This window comes from Cerasibacillus sp. JNUCC 74, assembly GCF_053667775.1.
Genome location: NZ_CM132207.1, coordinates 54,741 through 70,222 on the forward strand (window position 1 = coordinate 54,741; position 15,482 = coordinate 70,222).

The following is a 15,482-nucleotide window of genomic DNA, read 5'->3' on the forward strand; positions in this document are numbered from 1 at the left end:
GCAAGGAAAAAGTCTAGAGGGAATAACCAAAAAAATTTCCTCCCTTAGTAACTGATATCAATTTTTAATATGAGGTGATTGGATGAAAGTAAAAAAAATACCTGCTAAAGAAGGAACTTATAATCTCCAAGACTATGAAAAAATGAAAGAAACGTTTTCTTGGAATCAAGTAAATGAAATGTTTTCGTGGCATGAAACAGGCAATGTAAATATGGCATATGAAGCAATCGATCGCCACGCTGAAAATCCTGATAAAAGTGATCAGATCGCATTGTTATATTCTTCTCCTGACCGTGAAGAAAAACTTACATTTAACGATCTTCGCAATGGAAGTAATAAGTTTGCCAATGTACTTCGAAAGTATGGAATTAATAAAGGGGATCGAGTTTTTCTTTTTATGCCTAGAAGTCCGGAATTCTATATTTCATTCCTTGGAATTTTAAAGGTTGGTGCAATTGCCGGTCCTTTATTTGAAGCATTTATGGAACAAGCGGTTCGAGACCGGCTTCAAGATAGTGCAGCAAAAATGCTGATTACAACTCCAGAACTATTGTATCGCGTACCTCAGAGTGATTTGCCTGATTTAGAAAAAATTATACTTGTTGGTGAATTTAGCGAAACAGAAGACAAATATATTAATTATAGACAAGAAATGGAAGCGGCGTCGAGTGAAACAGAAATAGAGTGGGTAGATTTGGAAGATGGGATGCTGCTTCATTATACTTCCGGTTCTACTGGGAAGCCAAAAGGTGTTTATCATGTACATCATGCGATGATTCAGCATTATGTTACAGGAAAGTGGGTGCTGGATTTAAAAGAAGACGATGTTTATTGGTGTACAGCTGATCCAGGATGGGTTACCGGAACGAGTTATGGAATTTTTGCTCCTTGGTTACAGGGAGTAACCAATGTTGTTCGTGGAGGCAGATTTACGCCAGATGATTGGTATAGAACCATAGAAAAGCATAATGTGACTGTTTGGTATACAGCCCCAACAGCTTTACGAAAGTTAGCGAGTGTTGGCGAGGCCATGGTAAAACAATACGATCTTTCGTCCTTACGTCATATTCTAAGTGTTGGTGAGCCATTAAATCCGGAAGTATTTATGTGGGGCTTGAACGCATTTAATTTGCGAATTCATGATACATGGTGGATGACAGAAACGGGTGCACAACTAATTGTTAACTTTCCTTCCCTAGAAATACGCTCTGGATCTATGGGTAAACCTATACCGGGTGTTGAGGCAAGTATTGTTGATAATGAAGGAAATGAATTAGAACCTTATCAAATGGGTAATTTAGCGATTAAAAAGGGCTGGCCGGCAATGATGCGGGCAATCTGGAATAATCCTGGAAAATATGAAAGCTACTTTATGAAAGATTGGTATATTTCCGGTGATAGCGCTTATCGAGATGAAGATGGTTATTTCTGGTTCCAAGGACGTGTAGATGATGTGATTATTACATCAGGTGAACGTGTCGGACCATTTGAAGTAGAGAGTAAATTAATTGAACATCCGGCTGTGGCTGAAGCTGGCGTTATCGGAAAGCCTCATCCGGAGCGAGGAGAAATAATTAAGGCGTTTATTACTTTAAATGACGGTTATGAAGATTCAGAAGATCTTCGGGAAGAAATCCGGCAATTTGTTAGAACGGGTTTAAGCGCTCATGCGGCTCCGCGTGAATTAGAGGTAAGAGATATGATTCCTAAAACACGCAGTGGTAAAATTATGCGACGTTTATTAAAATCATGGGAACTTGGATTACCAACTGGAGATACTTCTACGTTAGAAGTATAATTGAAGGAACGAGGCAACGACCAAGCTTTTGCTATTGGTGTTGTCTCGTTTTTGCTTAAATGTATAGATTTTAAAATTGGAACGGGGCGCTTTAAGGCTTTATCCTTATTCGGCTTGTTTCTTGGTTGTTGATGTATTTATTTGACCCTACTAAAAATGGTTCTCAAGTCTATTTATCCTTTTTTAACACATACTACAAGCAATTATGTTTTCATCTAACTTCAAATAAGAGAAAATGGGGAAAAGTATGTATAAACAGTCAATCAAAGTGAGGGATGGAAATGTCAGAAAAATTTTGGGATAACAGCTATTCTGATAAAGCGTTTGTTTATGGTAAACAGGCAAATCGATTTGTTCAGGTGATGAGCCATCGATTAAATCCGCGCTCCGCGGTTGCTTGTTTTGCAGAGGGAGAAGGAAGAAATGCAGTTTATTTAGCAGAACTAGGACATGATGTTATAGCTTATGATCAGTCTAGCGTAGGGCTTAAGAAAGCTCAGCAGTTGGCTAAGGAAAAAGGCGTATCCATACAGGTTGAGCAAAAGGATCTTACGAAAGAAATGGTACCTGCGAATAAATATGATGCAGCGGTAATGGTATTTGGACATGTTCCGAGAGAAAAGCAACGATTTTTGATTCATACTATGTTAGCCTCCGTAAAAACAGGTGGTTATTTGATCTTAGAAGTCTATTCAGAGGATCAATTGGCATATCGGACAGGTGGCCCAAAAGAAACAGCAATGCTATATAATCCAATTGATTTATTAACATGGTTTCGTGAACAAAAATGGATTCATTTTTATTATGGAGAAGCAGAGCGCCATGAGGGAATACGTCATTCCGGTTTATGTCACGTTATTCAAGTAGTAGTTCAAAAGCAATAAAAACGTAAACTCTAATCAGTGGAAGTGAAAAACACTTCCACTGATTAGTAGTTATATTAATCTGAGTCATGGAGATGTCGTCCTATGATGAGTATTTTTAAACCAGTTATTTTAAAAAATATTTTATGATGCTGTAATATCCTCTAAAGGACCGAATATTTCATAATGAATATCGCTATCAGCTACCTTTAGTTGTTTAAGAATAAGATATGTCGTTTTCATAAATCCCTTTGGTCCACAGAAATAAAAGCTGGCATCGGTACAGGGAATAATTGTTTTCAGCCAATCATGGCTAATATGACCGCTTCGATCATATGAATCCATTTCTTCAGGCTTACTATATATCGTATAATTTAACACCTGTTCATTTTGTTTGCTAATAGTGGCTACTTTATCCTTCATAGCATGGTATTTACTAGATTTTGCTGCATGAATAAAAATAACTTCACGTGTTGGTTGTTCGTTAATAACGGTTTCCAGCATGCTCATCATCGGTGTTAACCCAACTCCACCACTAATTAATACAAGAGGTCTTGTATCATCAAGGTCAAGAGTGAAATAACCGGTTGGAGCGCTAATTGGTAAGATACTTCCTTCGGTAATAGAAGAATGCAAAAAGTTTGAAACAATGCCTCCTGGGAAATGATCAGTTTTATCCTCACGCTTTACACTAATCCGATAATAGTCTTTACCTGGAGCTGTAGACAGGCTGTATTGGCGGAGATGAGTATAAGGTTCGCCTGGTATTTCTGCCTTAACGGTTAAATATTGTCCCGGAGTGAAGGTAGGAAAAGGTAATCCATCAATAGGCTGTAAATAAAATGAAGTAATGACATCGCTTTCTTTTGTTTTTTTCACGACTTTAAAATCACGGAACCCTGACCAGCCGCCTTTTTCCTGTTGAGTTGCATTATACAATTGCTTTTCTACTTGAATAAAAATATTTGCGATGACACCATAAGCTTTTTCCCATGCAGTTATAACATCGTCACTAGCTATATCTCCTAAAACGTCTTTCATCGCTAATAATAAATACTTTCCGACAATTGGATATTGATTTGGTTGAACCTGTAGACTTTTATGTTTATGGGCAATTTGATAAACATGGGGTAAGATCGTTTGTAAATTATCTATATTTGCTGCTGCAGCATATACCGTATTTGCTAACGCTGTAGGCTGATCTCCTCTACGCTGATTTGTTTGGTTAAATAGATTCTTTAATTCCGGATGATTGCTTAACATAAGATGATAAAATCGCTTTGTAATTGCCGTCCCATCTTTTTGCAGAATTGGTACTGTAGCTTTGATCAATTGTTTTGTTTGTTCATCTAAACCCGATGATGTTATTTCCATAAAAAATTCCTCCCATACAATAAAGATGTATTTTAAATACATCTTTATTGTATAATGAGTAAAATATTAATAAAACCGCAATTTAAAGCTTTTGTGTTACAATATTGTGAAACGAGCGAGAGTGGGGGAAATAAATGAACCTTAAAAAATATACAGATTATGCACTCCGAGTTTTAATCCTTACCGGAATGAAATCAGATAAGGAATTAGCTACAATTAAAGAAATTTCTGCTGTTTATCATATATCTCAAGAACATTTACGAAAGGTCGTTCATGAATTGGCTAAGATGGGTTTCGTTGAATCCATTAGAGGAAGAAATGGAGGAATTCGGTTAGCTAAACCAGCAGAAGAGATCAATATTGGAAAGCTGATTCGTAAACTAGAAGCGGATTTCGTATTATTGGAGTGTTTTGATAAAGGAACCAATCATTGTGTCATATCTCCTGCTTGTACTTTGAAGCATGTATTAAATAGGGCTTTAATTGCTTTTTTTAACGTACTTGATGAATATACATTGAAGGATTTAATTAATAATGAAGAGGAGCTTCGCAAGCTGATGGGGATTTAATGTTTAAGTAAGCTGGCTTGGGGAATATATAATTATGTATTATTTTTTAAGGGAGTGAATCGAAAATGGGTAAAAAAATCGCAACCGTGATTACCGACATGTTTGAAGATGTCGAGTATACGGATCCAGCAAAAGCGTTTAAGGATGCGGGTCATGAAGTTGTCACCATAGAAAAGGAAAAGAGAAAACAAGTAACGGGTAAGAATAAACAAGCTACTGTTACAATCGATTATGGAATTGATGATGTAAACCCAAGTGATTTTGATGCACTATTTATCCCAGGCGGATTTTCTCCGGATATCCTACGTGCGGATGATCGGTTTGTTACATTTGCTAAACATTTTATGGATGAAAAGAAACCGGTATTTGCTATTTGTCATGGTCCACAGCTATTAATTACGGCTAAAACGTTAGAAGGAAGAAAAGCAACTGGTTATAAATCTATTCAAGTTGATATGGAGTATGCTGGTGCTCAAGTAGTGGATAAGGAAGTAGTAGTTTGTCAAGATCAATTAGTTACAAGCCGACAACCAGATGATATCCCAGCGTTTAATCGTGAAGCATTAAATGTGTTAAAATAATGACGGAGAGCCCCCTAAGCTAAAAAAGTTAGGGGGTTCTTTATGAAACGCTTTCTAAAAGAACGTGCCATGTAATAGGAAAGAATGCTATTATTCTACCTTGGTAATTGTAAATTGGTCTTGTAAAAGAAGCCAATTTTGTGGAAATGCTAAGCCGAGCTTCCAATAAGATATTCCTAATAGGTTTAATTCTTTAATTAAATCAAACTTGGCTTGAATAGATCGTGCATCTTCAAACCATACCTCATGCCGCGTCCCCTGTGTATCTGTATAAATAAAAAATGGCGCTTGTGCTCCTTGATCAAACCTAATCTCTGCATTATTTTCTCTTGCAATTTGAATCGCACGTTGTGGACTTATTGCTTGAGCAGGCCTTCCTTCATCAGCTACATAAGGCAATGTCCAATCATAACCATATAAATTTTGTCCTAATAAAATTTTATTAGCAGGTATTACAGTAAGTGCATAATCAACTACTTTTCGGACTTCATCAATGGGTGATACCGCTAATGGTGGTCCGTAACTATATCCCCACTCATAAGTCATTAATACAACAAAATCAGCAACTTCTCCGTGAACCGCGTAATCATGTGCTTCATACCATTGCCCGGTCTGGGCAGCACTTGTTTTTGGTGCTAAAGCGGTTGACATTAATAGCCCTGCTTGGGACAGACGTTGTTTGGCTTTTCGTAAAAAAGTATTGTATGCTTCGCGATCATTACTAGGTAAAAATTCGAAATCAAAATGCACATCTTTGTATCCGCCAGAAGTTGCTGTATTAATAATGTTATCTAATAACGTATTTTGCACACTTTGTACGGTAAGAATAATATGTCCTAGCTCTGCACTGAATTGTCCGCCTTCGAGGTTTGTTACAACGAGCATTTTAGCTGTCCGATTTCGCTCAGCAATTTCTGCTAAGCCGTTTAAAGGTGGAGGTGTCAAGCTCCCATCTCGTCCAGCGCGAAAGCTGAAAATTCCAAGGTATGTTAGATATGGAGCTGCTTTAGCAGTTGAATTTTCTAATGTATCCGAAACGGTACTTCCCATCGGTTCGACATATGCATTAGTTGTTATTGGTCGCTTTGGAGTCGGGGGGATATAAAGCCGAAAGCCAACCGGAATAATATTACCCGGAGGAATCGCGTTAACTCGAGCCAGCTCTTGATAAGAGATACCGAACTTTTGAGCAACCGAAAATAAACTATCTCCAGGTTGAGTAAAGTAATATTGACCGATGATAGGGATTACTAAGGCTTGACCGACGACAAGTTTATCCGGAGCATCAAGCTCATTTGCATCAGTCAATGCTTGTGTAGTTGTATTATATGTAGTTGCAATTGTATACAATGAGTCACCTGGTTTTACTACATGTATTTGCAAAAAAAGTCTCCTCCTTTCATAAAATATGCTACTTTCAATTTATGAAAAGAAGAGGGTGGATATGCTAATTATATTGGTTTAATATCTGCTTTCATCACAGAATGTAATAAATATAAGGCGTAATCATTACTGTCTTTTTCTTCAGAAGCCATACAGTTTTTCGGTATATGCATATGATAGCCATACATATAGGCATCTTTCGCTGTAAATAAAATACAAATATCGCCAGCAATTCCAGCCATTATTAGATGATCCTTTCCTAATTCGGATAACAAGGATTGTAAAGGAGTTTGAAAAAAAGCAGAGTGCTGTGGTTTAATTAAAAAAAAGTCATGATTACTCGGTTGCATGGATGTGATAATTTCTTTATTTTGGTCGTTATAACAATGATCCATAATTTTTTGAAAGTCCGCTTGCCAAATGCCGTAATGGTCATTAACATAAATAATAGGCAACTGATTTTCTATGGCAAAGGTTCTTAGAGAAATAAGATGGGGAAGTATTTCCTTTGTATTAGCTAATAATTTATCCCCACCATTAAAGTTAAAATCATTCATAATATCTACAAACAGAACTGCAGTGCGGTTTAATGATGAATCCAATTCGCTTGCTCCTTTCTTAGCTTAGAATAATACATCGATTCGTTGAGTAGTGAGTAAAAAATTTAGGGGAGAAACGGCAAATGGGATGTACAAATATATTGCTAGTAGCAATCATCTGTGCCAAAGACTCCAACGTTTGCTGAGTGGCTGCTCTAAGGATTACGCTCGTCGAAATAGCCTCGTCTTACACAATCTATTCGTTGTATATTCTTTATTGAACAAGTACTTAACATCCTATCTTTTCTAGTATGATAGTTCGTTAGAATGTATATGCTAGTAACATACCATTAAGGATATAAAGTCTATGTTTTGAGGTTCAACTGATACTATAGCAAGATACATCACCCATCTGTCATTTTTTGTTCGATAACATTAGCATAATTTTAATGGTGAAAAAATTTTTATGTTTTAAATATGCGTGACAGCTTAGCAATAGTTGTTTCAAAGATTTGCTTGCTCTCATTAGTATTAAAAAATGATTATATTCATAAGGGAAATATACTTCGTTCTTTTAATAATTATTTCCTAATCTCTATTTTTCAAACTACGAATGAAATGTTGTGATGAAATTGTTTGATGAAAAAATGATGCAGATCGCCATTCAAGAGGCAAAAAAAGCTGCTAAAAAAAATGAAGTTCCAATCGGAGCCATCATTGTATATAAAAATGAAATCATTGCTAGAGCCTATAATCTTCGGGAGACTTCCCAAAGCACGTTAGCACATGCGGAATTGCTCGCCATCCAACAGGCGAATCAAAAGATTGGTAGTTGGCGTTTAGAAGATTGCACGTTATATGTAACATTAGAGCCTTGCCCAATGTGTGCAGGTGCTATTGTCCAGTCACGTATAAAACGGGTCGTCTATGGGGCAAAAGACCCAAAAGCAGGCTGTGCGGGGACACTGTTCAATTTGCTCGATGATGATCGATTTAATCATCAAGCAGAAGTAACAGCAGGAGTAATGGAAATAGAATGTGCTAACTTGTTGAAGGACTTTTTTAAAGATCTTAGGCAGCGGAAAAAGCAGGGAAGCTAGATAGGATAAAGGCGAAAGAAGGGGAATTTACCAGATGTGAATATCAGTATTGCTCATTTTCGTATTCCTCTTCCTTCTAATTTTTTAATAGATCGTTTTAGGCTACCTCCTTCTTGATCAAGAAGGAGGTAGCCATAACTTTAGACGGATATCAAGTATTTATTAAATAATAGAAGAAAGGTTAACCTCTTCCTTTTAAAGTGGAGTTAATTGGCTGCTTAGAATCTTTCTTCATTTGATATAGATGGAATGTCCATCGTGATAGGTAATAGCCAATGAGTATTCCCGTCATATTTAATATAACATCATCTATATCAATGGATCTGCTTCCATATCCAATGTAATAAAGAATACATTGAATCGATTCAATCAGAATAGGAACAGCTAAAGCAATACATAGTAGATGTAAGAATTTTATCTGTTTCCATTTGTAAACAATTAATATCCCGATAGGTAAAGTTAAAATAATATTTCCTAATAAATTACTGGCAATAATATACACAGATAAGTCATGGTTTAATAGTTCCATCATTGTTTTAAAAGGAACTAGATTTATTGGTAAATAGCCAAAATCAGGAGTTGGGTTTAACCACACAATAAAGAAAAGACCTAATACATATAGGTAAATAACTAAGTTTCGTATTTCACTACGGAAGTTCAATTTATATTTATACATGAGTAGTAATCGAAACAAAGCGTATATGACGATTCCAGGTAATACTATGTATAAAAAAATATGAGTTATCCAAAACATGGTAATTATCCTTTCTCTTTTACGGTGTGCTGGATATGCTTGTTTAGCATATCCAGGTTTCTGTTTTTATTGGATAATCTCCCCTTTTCCTTTTACTCTATCACCTTTACCAAACTTTTTTGTCTAGTGTCCACCAAATAAAAGCTGATAATAGAAGACAAAGCATACGAATCCATTTCCAAGGAAAATATTTTGTGTTTAAAAGATGTGCGATATTTTTAGTAATTAGTCCGAATTCTTTCCATGATCTTCTATTGCATTTTCTCTTTTTTATCGTTATAATGATTAGTGCCGTGCTAAGCGGGGAGGTAGCGGTGCCCTGTACTCGCAATCCGCTATAGCGAGGCTGAATTCCCATCCGAGGTACGATGATTTTATGGTCTGCCTCAAGGAATTGGTGTTGACGTTTAGGTCCTGCGCAATAGAAACCCACGAACCCTGTCAGGTCCGGGAGGAAGCAGCAGTAAGTGGTCATTTCTGTGTGCCGCAGGATAGCCTAAGCCGAGTCATGAACTTGAGTAACGCATAGGGTTACCGTATCGACGATGGGTGCACGGTATACATATAGGATGAACACGCTCTTGTCAAATTGGCTAGAGCGTTTTTTTATTGATAATGGAGCTGCCACTCGTTTAACAGTATCCATGTAGGTCGCCATTAAAATGTAGGTAAAAAATATAAGTGCGAATTTAGAAAGGTTGCCTGTTCCAGAGATCTGAGGACAACCCAGATATGTAAGTACTCTTTATATTAAATTTACAATTAAATTACTCGGAGTAAGCAATAGGGCCGGGACATAAGCAAATACGAAATAGCAAAGAGGCTGGGACAAAACTAGCTGAAAATAAATAAAAATGGTTCCAATCATCGGTTTTTGATGATTGGAACCATTTTTGGGGATTATTTCCATACCAATTGTTCCTTCTGTTTCATCATATATTTGATTGGATTTTTCTAACCAAATAGCACTATATTTTTCAACCGTTTTACGTCATACAAACGTAAACTTATTGGCATTCGCTTCTATTTTGGTTCCATCAATAAAAATCGCTTCTTCTTCAATAAGTTTTTCCTGAACGAGCTGACAGCGAAACTGTACGAAACACTGGCGTAATAGTTCTTTGACTTCTTCATTCACACGAAAACGATTGATGGTGCGATAACTAGGTTCATATCCTTGCGCTAACCACATCATACGCACACTATCTTTGAGTAACGCTTCAATCTTCCTACCAGAAAAAACAGATTGCGTGTAGGCACACAAAATAATCTTCTTCATCATTCGTGGATGATAAGCAGGACAACCCGTTTCATGTAAGAAATCAGCAAATGCTTCATCTGGAATTTGTTCTACTATATCATTCACGGCATAGGCGATATCATTTTCTTGTAATTTTATTTCTAAATCTAGCGGTAAAATGACTTGATTCATGGTATAATGTTTAAACATAAGGACACCTCCGATAGTTATTGTGTAGGTACTTTAATTTTATCAGATGGTGTCCTTTTTGTTTACTTTAAAAAGAATATTAAACAAAAAATAAGCGTGGTACCTTCACCATTTTATGATGGTGAATACCACGCTTATTATTTTAATTTAATGGGGTTTTGTCCCAGCCTCGTACTTTTTTATTTTTGATACCCGTCTACAATAAGATCTAGCTTCCCTGTATTGGGATCCATCACAAGACCGTGAACCGGTACTGTATCTGGCATCAGCGGGTGATTACGGATCGTGGAGACACTATGCTTCACACTATCTTCTACCCGATCAAAGCTTTTAAAAAATCGGTTAAAATCGACTCCGGAATATTGCAGGGTGTCTAACGTTTCCTGACGAATCCCCCGTTGCTTTATTTTTTCTAATGTTTGTGCTGCTTTAACACTTGCCATTCCACAATCATGGTGTCCAACGACACAGATTTCATCTACTTCTAGCTCATAAACTCCTACTAAAATACTGCGCATAATACTACCAAATGGGTGAGAAACAAGTGCACCAGCTGTTTTAAGAATTTTGGCATCGCCATTGGCTATATTCATTGCCTTGGGCAAAAGCTCGACAAGTCGCGTATCCATACAAGATAGGATAAGTACGTGTTTGTTGGGAAACTTACTGCTTTGGTAGTTTTCATATTTTTTCTTTTCTACAAAATCTTGATTATGCGTTAGAAGATCTTCTAAAAGACTCATAAGCAAACTCCTTATCTTAGTTTGATCATTTTAAGAGGATGTTGAAAAGTTCAGTAATATGCATCAACTATTTCCTCGTACTATAGGAAAGTATAAAATTTTAGGGTTTATCCCGCATGTAAGGTGCCGTAAGACTCCCACTTCAAAATCTTGAGTTGATACAAAAGGTCTAAATGGGAGAAAACGGCACCTAAATGCCCGATTCGTTTAAGGGCCTTTAGGTCATACCCCCTGAGGTACTAACATTCAGTAGGAGAGGGAAGAAAACTCCTACTGAATGAAGTTTCACTTTATCGTATAAGAAAAACTACAGCTTTCTCTAAAGACTTGGCGAGAAGCCAAGTTTTTTCTAATATCATCTTCCACATGCCTATCCACTAAATCTACATCAGATTCATTTTTCGTTAAACAAACCTGATAAGGTTAATTATAAAAGAAAAATTCTAAAATAACAGCAGGTAATACTGAAAAACTATATAAATGTTATGGTTTTTCTTCTCATTTTTTTTAAACGGTTTAGGGAAAGCTATCTACTCTACTTGGTAAATATTTTTTTACACTAAAAACGTTAGGCTTTATCCCGCATGTAAGGTGCCGTAAGACTCCTGCTTCAAAATCTGAGTTGATACAAGGATCAAAATGGAGAAAACGGCACCTAAATGCCCGATTGGTTCAAGGGCCTTTAGGTCATACCCCCTGAGGTACTAACATTCAGTAGGAGATGGAAGAAAACTCCTACTGAATGAAGTTTCACTTTATCGTATAAGAAAAACGACCGCTTTCTAAAAAAAGTAGAACGTCTAGTTCATGCAAAGAGCGATTAGTCTTCTTCTTATTCTTCTGTTTTACCCAGAGCTCTTCATTTATACTCATTAACCGAACGCTTCTAGCTTTTGTTTAGAAGTCAACAATTTTTCTGCGCCTCGGCTTTACTTGATTTTTTATTATTTGTGTATCGCTATGGTTCACATTCACCCCTTAAATAGAGTATAATTAGAGGGAGATTTTAAAGGAGAATCATACCATGAGCTATCAGGCTTTATATCGCGTTTGGCGTCCAACGGTTTTTGCCGATGTGGTTGGACAGGAACATATTACCCGAACATTACAAAATGCGATCGTTCAGGAAAAGTTTTCGCATGCTTATTTATTCTCTGGTCCGAGAGGGACGGGAAAAACAAGTGCTGCGAAGATTTTTGCTAAAACGATCAACTGCGAACGTTCCCCTGTTAAAGAACCTTGTAATCAATGTGCCGCATGTAAAGGAATTCAAAACGGTTCGGTTGCAGACGTGATTGAAATTGATGCCGCTTCAAATACAAGTGTAGAGGATATACGTGAAATAAGGGATAATGTCAAATATGCTTCTAGTGAGGTTCCTTATAAAGTATACATCATTGATGAGGTACACATGATATCGGTAAATGCGTTTAATGCACTGCTGAAAACGCTGGAGGAGCCGCCGGGTCATGTTGTATTTATCTTAGCAACAACAGAGCCGCACAAGATTCCATTAACCATTTTATCAAGGTGTCAGCGATTTGATTTTAAGCCTATCTCTAACTCGTCGATGGTCAAGCGGATGCAAACGATCGTAGAGGCTGAAGGCATAACCGTTTCAAAGGAAGCTTTAGATACAATTGCATTGACTGCTGAGGGTGGCATGCGTGATGCTTTAAGTATTCTCGATCAGGCTATATCTTATAGTAATGAATCGGTAGAATTGGAGGATGTTTTAGCTGTTACTGGCGGCGTATCACAACATGCATTAACCAATATTATTCGCTGCATGTATGAGAAAGATGTACATCAGGCATTGATACAGCTTAATGACTTGATTCAAAAGGGAAAAGATCCAGCTCGGTTCGTGTATGATATGATTTATTTTCTGCGTGATTTGTTACTTTACAAGAGTGCTTCAGATTTGGAAGGCTTGTTGGAAAGAGCCCGGGTAGATGAACAGTTTCAAACGTTGGCGAAAACTATTTCGAGTAACTGGATGCAAGAAGCAATGTCACAGTTAAATCAGTGTCAGCAGGAAATAAAGTGGACCAATAGCCCAAAAGTATATATTGAAATAGCTATTTTATCCATTGCTAGCAGTACAAACGAACAGGCTGGCGAAGATCCGTTGGCAAATTCTGATACTATCGCCAGTCTCACATCACAACTTGGACAGCTGGAAAAGGAAATAAAACTGCTCAAGGAAAACCCTGTTGTTAGTGCACAGCCTGCTCCACAGCATCAAACTAGAAGAGCGCCTAATAGATCTGCAAAAAACAGTTATAAAATTCCTTTTGAACGGATTCGACATGTTCTTGAGCAAGCGGAAAAATCAGCATTAAAGCATGTTCATACCCATTGGGCAACATTTTTGGCAAATCTAAAAAAAGCTAGTGCACCAGCACATGCAACCATTCAGGATAGTAAGCCTGCAGCTGCATCGAATGAAGCACTTGTAGTTGCATTTAAATATGAAATTCATTGTTCGCTGTTTTTAGATAATCGAGAAATGGTAGAGTCTGTATTAGCGACGATACTGGGAAAGCCATTGACGATCATTCCAATTCCCGAAAAGGATTGGCAAAATTTGCGAAATGAATATGTAACAAAACAAGAAAAGTCATCACCATCTAATCATGAAGAAGACAACGATCCACTTGTGGAGGAAGCAAAAAAACTGTTTGGTGATAATATATTGGAAATACATGATTAAAACAAGGAACAAAGGCACAGGCGTTCGAGCGCATAAGCTAGATAAAGTTAATATCAAAAAAATATCCACATTGTAGAACGGATATAATTTCCTAAACAATAAAAAGGAGGTATTTTCCATGAAGGGAAATATGAATAATATGATGAAACAAATGCAGAAAATGCAAAGAAAAATGCTTAAAGCACAAGACGAGCTACATGAAATGACATTCCAAGCGTCTGCTGGTGGCGGTATGGTGACGGTAACTGCAAATGGAAAAAAGGAAATAACAGATGTAGAAATTAAGGAAGAAGTTATCGATCCTGATGATGCGGAAATGCTGCAAGATTTAATTTTAGCAGCAACAAATGATGTATTAAAACAAATTGATGATAAAACAAATGAAACTATGGGACAATTCACGAAAGGGTTAAATATGCCTGGAATGTTCTAGGAGGCACATACATGTATTATCCAGAGCCAATATCTAAACTGGTTGATAGTTTTACTAAATTGCCAGGTATCGGACCTAAAACAGCGGTCCGGCTGGCATTTTTCGTAATTAATATGCAAGAGGATGATGTTTTAGATTTTGCTAATTCGCTAGTAAATGCGAAGCGGGAACTCACCCATTGCTCTATTTGTGGACATATTACGGATCAGGATCCTTGCTCTATTTGTCAGGATCCAACGAGAGATCAATCTATTATTTGTGTTGTTCAAGATCCTAAAGATGTTATTGCAATGGAGAAGATGAAAGAATACCGGGGGAAATACCATGTGTTGCATGGCGCTATTTCGCCAATGGATGGTATTGGACCAGAGGATATTAATGTTCCTGCTTTAATTCAGCGTCTAAAAGATGAGGAAGTAGAGGAATTAATTTTAGCTACTAATCCAAATATTGAAGGGGAAGCAACAGCGATGTATATTTCTCGTCTTGTTAAGCCGTCAGGGATTCGGACAACTAGAATTGCGCACGGTTTACCAGTTGGCGGGGATTTGGAATATGCAGATGAGGTTACTCTATCGAAGGCATTAGAAGGTAGAAGAGATCTGTAGGAATTAGGTGAATACATGGCAAAAAAAATGAAGAAAAAAGATGTTGACGAGGAATTGCTAGACACGATTAAAATTCTGGAAAGAGAATGGAAGCATATGCAATCCATCGTATCTATAAGTGTCGAGCCAACATTGGATGGACATTATTGGGAAGCAATTTCTCGTGCAAAATATCTTTATTTGCTCCGAGAAGCAAGACATCGGAGACTGCGTGCAGATTTTCATTAACAATAAATTAACTAGATAAGGTGAGCTCTATACTAGCTAACACCGATTACTTTTATATAAAAATATAGAGTAAAGACAAGGCAACTCTCGCCTTGTCTTTTGGTTTTTCAACTAAAAAATACAATTGATTAAAGTCTAATATACATGTAGTAAGAGAACCCCCATGGATTAAAACTATCTACGTAAAAAGGTGATTAAAAGGACAAGCAGGATTAATTTAATTTTTAAATGTCATCCGTTCTAACGTCAGGAAGTCATCCAATATGTTCATTTTACCAGCCTTTTGAACATCCTTTTAAAGATAAGCTTGTAAAAATAACTAGAGAGGATCCAGTTCTTTTTT

At 37.0% G+C, this 15,482-nt stretch carries 14 protein-coding genes, 1 other RNA gene and 1 pseudogene; 10 read left to right on the forward strand and 6 right to left on the reverse strand.

Annotation, left to right across the window (positions count from 1 at the left end):
- Nucleotides 1–82: 82 nt before the first annotated feature.
- Together acsA and JNUCC74_RS00225 are read left to right on the forward strand one after the other, a co-directional pair.
- Entirely contained in the window at nucleotides 83–1,798 is a 1,716-nt protein-coding gene (gene acsA, locus JNUCC74_RS00220; RefSeq protein WP_454066495.1) for an acetate--CoA ligase, read from the forward strand.
- A gap of 281 nt (nucleotides 1,799–2,079) precedes the next feature.
- Nucleotides 2,080–2,682 (forward strand): class I SAM-dependent methyltransferase, encoded by a 603-nt coding sequence (locus tag JNUCC74_RS00225; RefSeq protein ID WP_454066496.1) that lies wholly within the window; start codon nucleotides 2,080–2,082, stop codon nucleotides 2,680–2,682.
- Nucleotides 2,683–2,805: 123 nt separating this feature from the next.
- Here JNUCC74_RS00225 and hmpA read toward each other — a convergent pair whose 3' ends face one another.
- Nucleotides 2,806–4,035: an NO-inducible flavohemoprotein gene (gene hmpA, locus JNUCC74_RS00230; protein ID WP_454066497.1), complete on the reverse strand. Its 1,230-nt coding sequence runs from the start codon at nucleotides 4,033–4,035 to the stop codon at nucleotides 2,806–2,808.
- A gap of 134 nt (nucleotides 4,036–4,169) precedes the next feature.
- Between hmpA and nsrR the strand changes: the two genes are divergently transcribed.
- Nucleotides 4,170–4,604 carry a nitric oxide-sensing transcriptional repressor NsrR gene (gene nsrR / locus JNUCC74_RS00235; RefSeq protein ID WP_077317533.1) on the forward strand — a complete coding sequence of 145 codons (435 nt, stop codon included), beginning with the start codon at nucleotides 4,170–4,172 and terminating at the stop codon, nucleotides 4,602–4,604.
- A 65-nt stretch (nucleotides 4,605–4,669) separates the two neighbouring features.
- Entirely contained in the window at nucleotides 4,670–5,185 is a 516-nt protein-coding gene (locus JNUCC74_RS00240; protein ID WP_454066498.1) for a type 1 glutamine amidotransferase domain-containing protein, read from the forward strand.
- A gap of 90 nt (nucleotides 5,186–5,275) precedes the next feature.
- On the opposite strand, the gene JNUCC74_RS00245 is transcribed toward JNUCC74_RS00240, so the two are convergent.
- Nucleotides 5,276–6,568: a LysM peptidoglycan-binding domain-containing protein gene (locus tag JNUCC74_RS00245; RefSeq protein WP_454066499.1), complete on the reverse strand. Its 1,293-nt coding sequence runs from the start codon at nucleotides 6,566–6,568 to the stop codon at nucleotides 5,276–5,278.
- Nucleotides 6,569–6,636: 68 nt separating this feature from the next.
- Nucleotides 6,637–7,170: an isochorismatase family cysteine hydrolase gene (locus tag JNUCC74_RS00250; protein ID WP_454066500.1), complete on the reverse strand. Its 534-nt coding sequence runs from the start codon at nucleotides 7,168–7,170 to the stop codon at nucleotides 6,637–6,639.
- A gap of 563 nt (nucleotides 7,171–7,733) precedes the next feature.
- Between JNUCC74_RS00250 and tadA the strand changes: the two genes are divergently transcribed.
- On the forward strand, nucleotides 7,734–8,207 hold the full coding sequence (tadA, locus tag JNUCC74_RS00255; protein ID WP_454066501.1) for a tRNA adenosine(34) deaminase TadA: 474 nt from the start codon (nucleotides 7,734–7,736) through the stop codon (nucleotides 8,205–8,207).
- A 181-nt stretch (nucleotides 8,208–8,388) separates the two neighbouring features.
- On the opposite strand, the gene JNUCC74_RS00260 is transcribed toward tadA, so the two are convergent.
- On the reverse strand, nucleotides 8,389–8,961 hold the full coding sequence (locus tag JNUCC74_RS00260; RefSeq protein WP_454066502.1) for a VanZ family protein: 573 nt from the start codon (nucleotides 8,959–8,961) through the stop codon (nucleotides 8,389–8,391).
- A gap of 291 nt (nucleotides 8,962–9,252) precedes the next feature.
- Between JNUCC74_RS00260 and ffs the strand changes: the two genes are divergently transcribed.
- Nucleotides 9,253–9,518: signal recognition particle sRNA large type (ffs, locus tag JNUCC74_RS00265), an RNA gene on the forward strand.
- 338 nt (nucleotides 9,519–9,856) lie between these two features.
- Here the strand turns inward: ffs and JNUCC74_RS00270 are convergent.
- Both JNUCC74_RS00270 and JNUCC74_RS00275 read right to left on the reverse strand, forming a co-directional pair.
- A pseudogene (locus JNUCC74_RS00270) lies at nucleotides 9,857–10,411 on the reverse strand (transposase); the annotation flags it as partial.
- A gap of 179 nt (nucleotides 10,412–10,590) precedes the next feature.
- Nucleotides 10,591–11,154, reverse strand: coding sequence for a beta-class carbonic anhydrase (locus JNUCC74_RS00275; RefSeq protein WP_454066503.1), 564 nt, complete (start codon nucleotides 11,152–11,154; stop codon nucleotides 10,591–10,593).
- A gap of 1,024 nt (nucleotides 11,155–12,178) precedes the next feature.
- Between JNUCC74_RS00275 and dnaX the strand changes: the two genes are divergently transcribed.
- The 4 genes from dnaX (at nucleotide 12,179) to JNUCC74_RS00295 (ending at nucleotide 15,139) form a co-directional block, all read left to right on the forward strand.
- The gene (gene dnaX, locus JNUCC74_RS00280; RefSeq protein ID WP_454066504.1) at nucleotides 12,179–13,870 is read left to right on the forward strand and encodes a DNA polymerase III subunit gamma/tau; all 1,692 of its coding nucleotides are present in this window, start codon (nucleotides 12,179–12,181) and stop codon (nucleotides 13,868–13,870) included.
- Between the two features lie 118 nt (nucleotides 13,871–13,988).
- On the forward strand, nucleotides 13,989–14,303 hold the full coding sequence (locus JNUCC74_RS00285) for a YbaB/EbfC family nucleoid-associated protein (RefSeq protein ID WP_077317526.1): 315 nt from the start codon (nucleotides 13,989–13,991) through the stop codon (nucleotides 14,301–14,303).
- 11 nt (nucleotides 14,304–14,314) lie between these two features.
- Complete coding sequence (gene recR / locus JNUCC74_RS00290; protein ID WP_454066505.1) at nucleotides 14,315–14,911, forward strand: recombination mediator RecR; 597 nt, start codon at nucleotides 14,315–14,317, stop codon at nucleotides 14,909–14,911.
- Between the two features lie 15 nt (nucleotides 14,912–14,926).
- Nucleotides 14,927–15,139, forward strand: coding sequence for a YaaL family protein (locus JNUCC74_RS00295; RefSeq protein WP_454066506.1), 213 nt, complete (start codon nucleotides 14,927–14,929; stop codon nucleotides 15,137–15,139).
- Nucleotides 15,140–15,482 lie beyond the last annotated feature (343 nt).

Bases quoted from the DNA above. Each gene is read 5' to 3' on its own strand.
- acsA (WP_454066495.1), top strand. From the start codon at position 83: ATGAAAGTAAAAAAAATACCTGCTAAAGAAGGAACTTATAATCTCCAA.
- JNUCC74_RS00225 (WP_454066496.1), top strand. From the start codon at position 2,080: ATGTCAGAAAAATTTTGGGATAACAGCTATTCTGATAAAGCGTTTGTT.
- hmpA (WP_454066497.1), bottom strand. From the start codon at position 4,035: ATGGAAATAACATCATCGGGTTTAGATGAACAAACAAAACAATTGATC.
- nsrR (WP_077317533.1), top strand. From the start codon at position 4,170: ATGAACCTTAAAAAATATACAGATTATGCACTCCGAGTTTTAATCCTT.
- JNUCC74_RS00240 (WP_454066498.1), top strand. From the start codon at position 4,670: ATGGGTAAAAAAATCGCAACCGTGATTACCGACATGTTTGAAGATGTC.
- tadA (WP_454066501.1), top strand. From the start codon at position 7,734: ATGAAATTGTTTGATGAAAAAATGATGCAGATCGCCATTCAAGAGGCA.
- JNUCC74_RS00260 (WP_454066502.1), bottom strand. From the start codon at position 8,961: ATGTTTTGGATAACTCATATTTTTTTATACATAGTATTACCTGGAATC.
- JNUCC74_RS00275 (WP_454066503.1), bottom strand. From the start codon at position 11,154: ATGAGTCTTTTAGAAGATCTTCTAACGCATAATCAAGATTTTGTAGAA.
- dnaX (WP_454066504.1), top strand. From the start codon at position 12,179: ATGAGCTATCAGGCTTTATATCGCGTTTGGCGTCCAACGGTTTTTGCC.
- JNUCC74_RS00285 (WP_077317526.1), top strand. From the start codon at position 13,989: ATGAAGGGAAATATGAATAATATGATGAAACAAATGCAGAAAATGCAA.
- recR (WP_454066505.1), top strand. From the start codon at position 14,315: ATGTATTATCCAGAGCCAATATCTAAACTGGTTGATAGTTTTACTAAA.
- JNUCC74_RS00295 (WP_454066506.1), top strand. From the start codon at position 14,927: ATGGCAAAAAAAATGAAGAAAAAAGATGTTGACGAGGAATTGCTAGAC.